The 2625-nt window shown below is 31.6% G+C and carries 5 protein-coding genes; all 5 read left to right on the top strand.

The annotated features are described in order from the left end of the window. Positions 1-192 precede the first annotated feature (192 nt). The 5 genes from HSX10_RS18565 (at position 193) to HSX10_RS18550 (ending at position 2533) form a co-directional block, all read left to right on the top strand. A complete protein-coding gene (locus HSX10_RS18565) occupies positions 193-531 on the top strand; it encodes a type II toxin-antitoxin system RelE/ParE family toxin (protein WP_173589750.1) in 339 nt (112 codons plus the stop codon). Between the two features lie 2 nt (positions 532-533). Then, the gene (locus HSX10_RS18560; RefSeq protein WP_173589749.1) at positions 534-818 is read left to right on the top strand and encodes a helix-turn-helix domain-containing protein; all 285 of its coding nucleotides are present in this window, start codon (positions 534-536) and stop codon (positions 816-818) included. Positions 819-1041: 223 nt separating this feature from the next. Then, positions 1042-1347, top strand: coding sequence for a hypothetical protein (locus tag HSX10_RS18805; protein WP_254453276.1), 306 nt, complete (start codon positions 1042-1044; stop codon positions 1345-1347). A 76-nt stretch (positions 1348-1423) separates the two neighbouring features. Beyond that, complete coding sequence (locus HSX10_RS18800; protein WP_254453275.1) at positions 1424-1747, top strand: hypothetical protein; 324 nt, start codon at positions 1424-1426, stop codon at positions 1745-1747. Between the two features lie 249 nt (positions 1748-1996). Then, the gene (locus tag HSX10_RS18550) at positions 1997-2533 is read left to right on the top strand and encodes a hypothetical protein (protein ID WP_173589748.1); all 537 of its coding nucleotides are present in this window, start codon (positions 1997-1999) and stop codon (positions 2531-2533) included. Positions 2534-2625: the final 92 nt, after the last annotated feature.

The raw sequence follows: 2625 nt of genomic DNA, 5'->3' as shown, positions 1-2625 counted from the left end.
ATTGCTTGGTTTCTGCTTATCTGGAATATTCCTTCGGAATATTCTCAGGTTCGTAAAAGTTTACTAATTTAGTTGCCTAGCCACGCAACTAAGCATACACAAACACGTTGTGTTTCATACTAAAAAAATCCGCCTACCAAAAAAAACGTGAATTTGGAATAATAATTGTAACTTATTCGTTACATTTGTAGTGTGAGAGAAATCGATATTACAGAAGAGTGCTTGGAATTTATCGACAATCAAAACGAAAAAGTTGGATTGAAATTCTTCCAATTAATTGAGATTATTGGAGAAATAAAAGTTGTTAATTCAAATTTTCTAAAGAAACTGCAATCGACACAATTTTATGAGTTGAGAATTAAAGCAGGAAATGAATATAGAGTTGTAATTTTTGCTATTGACCATCTGAATTTTGCAGAATGTACTCAAGCCGTTTGTTTATATGGATTTCAGAAAAAGGGAACTAAAGATTATAAAAAGGCAATCAGACAAGCCGAAAAAATATTAGAAAATTATCTAAAAGAAAAGTAATTATGGGAAAATCAATAAACGCAAAAGAGCTGATTGCAAAACGATATGGAAAAGAAGGTTCGAAAGAACGTGAGGAATTTAGAGAAAATGCTTTTTCTTATTATTTTGGAGAAATCATTAAAAACAGAAGAAAAGAATTACATCTGAGTCAAGAGAATTTGGCTGAAATGGTAGGAAAAAAAAGACCATATATTTCTCGAATTGAAAACGGAGAAGATATTAGACTTTCGAATTTTGCTTTGCTTGCTAATGCTTTAGGATTATCAATACAATTAACAGCAGAATAAAAGTACGAAAACACAACAATGTGTATAATTAATGCGAGCTATTGTGCTTAATCCAAAGTTTTGTGTATTTTTATAAAGTCCGCCAAATCTTTTGATTTGGCTTTAGAACAGAAAAAGATAAAACAAAATAAAAAGTTTTGGCTAAGTGCTAAACTGAAAGTCTCTGACTTTCTATTTCCGCACTAACCATACACCAAACGTTGTGTGCAATTTAACAAAACCAATGAAACACCTTTTTCTAATCATATTCATTTGCTCTTTTTGGGCTTGTAATTTCAAAAAGGATAATGCTGTTTCTAAAATCAAAAACCCAAATCCAGAAAAAGTAATCCAAGAAAAATTAAGCGGAAAAGAAGTTGTAGCGGAATTAGAAAAATTGGGTTATTTCAATCTGACTAACGAATCTGAATTAGATACTGTTAAATCTGACTTTCAAAAGGCGTACACGGACTTAAATTTCTTTCAAGGACCAATGCGCGGAGAGACTCTAAATTTTATGGACAATCGCTATCTATGGGGTAGATTGTGAGGAACTATTCGAGATTGGCGGACTAATGGAATATTTAAAACAAGTAAAACCGACTTTTGAAAAACTTGGACTGGAATTGAAATTTGAGAATGAACAAAGCGAACAAGACCAAAATAGTTGGAAACACACAATCGAACTGAACGGAATTGAATACACAGCATTTGACGGACAATTTTCTGACTTGGATTGGGGAATTGCCTATGTGAATTTTATAGAAATGTTGAACGCTGAATTGAGACGACAAAATTCGGACGAACAGTTTTATCCAATAAATTGCGGAAATGACGGAATGTTTGTCTTGCTAACAACAAAACAGTTGGACTTTGTAAATCGGAATTATCCAATTGACAATGAACATCCGACCACAATGAGTAATTGGAAAAGTAGAAATGGAATATAAAAAACTGCACACAACACGGTGTATAAAACATAGCTAATAAGTGCTAAACCGAAAGGATTGTGTATATTTAGTAAGTCCGCCAAATTTTTAATTTGGCTTTTAAAAAGAGAAAATTAAAAACAAAATATAAAAATTCGGCTCTGTGTTAATCCGAAAAGTTAGTGTCTTTTTGCACGCTACGTTTCATACACAAGTCCGTTGCCAGTAATGCGAACAAACATCCCAATAAAAATTTAAAAACCTTCTTGAATGCTTGGTATATTTCTGATTTTATTAATTTTATTCCTAATTGGACTTCCATTCTATTGGCTATACAAATTAATATTCAAAAAGGAAAAAATCGAAGTCATTAAAGAACCGAAAATTGCCGAAAACAAATCTGAAACTCAAGTTTCGGATTTAATTACCGAACGCAAATTTTTGTTTATGGAAGATTATAAAATGTGGAAAGGTCTATCTGAATCTGAAAAAAAAGACCGCTTAACTGATATTAAGGTTATTTTCGATTATGGAAAAGACCTTATAACAAAGGAAATGATTAAAAAAGGATTTCAGTCTGGCTCAAAAATCATAGATATTAAATATTTTTCAGGATTAAGCGAATTTGGTTCTGGTATTATTTCATTTTTAATTCAACACGAAGAAGGAGGCGAAATCAGAGCATTAACATTACGTATCGACTTAAAAGGCATGAAATTTACAGCAACCATGAATGCTTTTCATAGTAATGGAAAAGAAAAATATTGGTATTTAAAAGACAAAAACAAAGACTTAATGCAGATATAAGCACTACTGGCAACAACGTGTATAATTAATTGCTTTGGCAAGTGCTTATTTGGAAAATTCCTTCGGAATTTTCTCGCGTTCGTTTTTGTTTA

Origin of the sequence: Winogradskyella undariae, from assembly GCF_013285155.1 — a bacterium.
Classification (GTDB): Bacteria; Bacteroidota; Bacteroidia; order Flavobacteriales; family Flavobacteriaceae; genus Winogradskyella; species Winogradskyella undariae.
This window is presented reverse-complemented; position numbering and strand designations above follow the sequence as displayed.

What these genes read in the sequence shown, in the direction of transcription:
- HSX10_RS18560 (WP_173589749.1), top strand. Translation starts at nt 534, where the DNA reads ATGGGAAAATCAATAAACGCAAAAGAGCTGATTGCAAAACGATATGGA.
- HSX10_RS18805 (WP_254453276.1), top strand. Translation starts at nt 1,042, where the DNA reads ATGAAACACCTTTTTCTAATCATATTCATTTGCTCTTTTTGGGCTTGT.
- HSX10_RS18550 (WP_173589748.1), top strand. Translation starts at nt 1,997, where the DNA reads ATGCTTGGTATATTTCTGATTTTATTAATTTTATTCCTAATTGGACTT.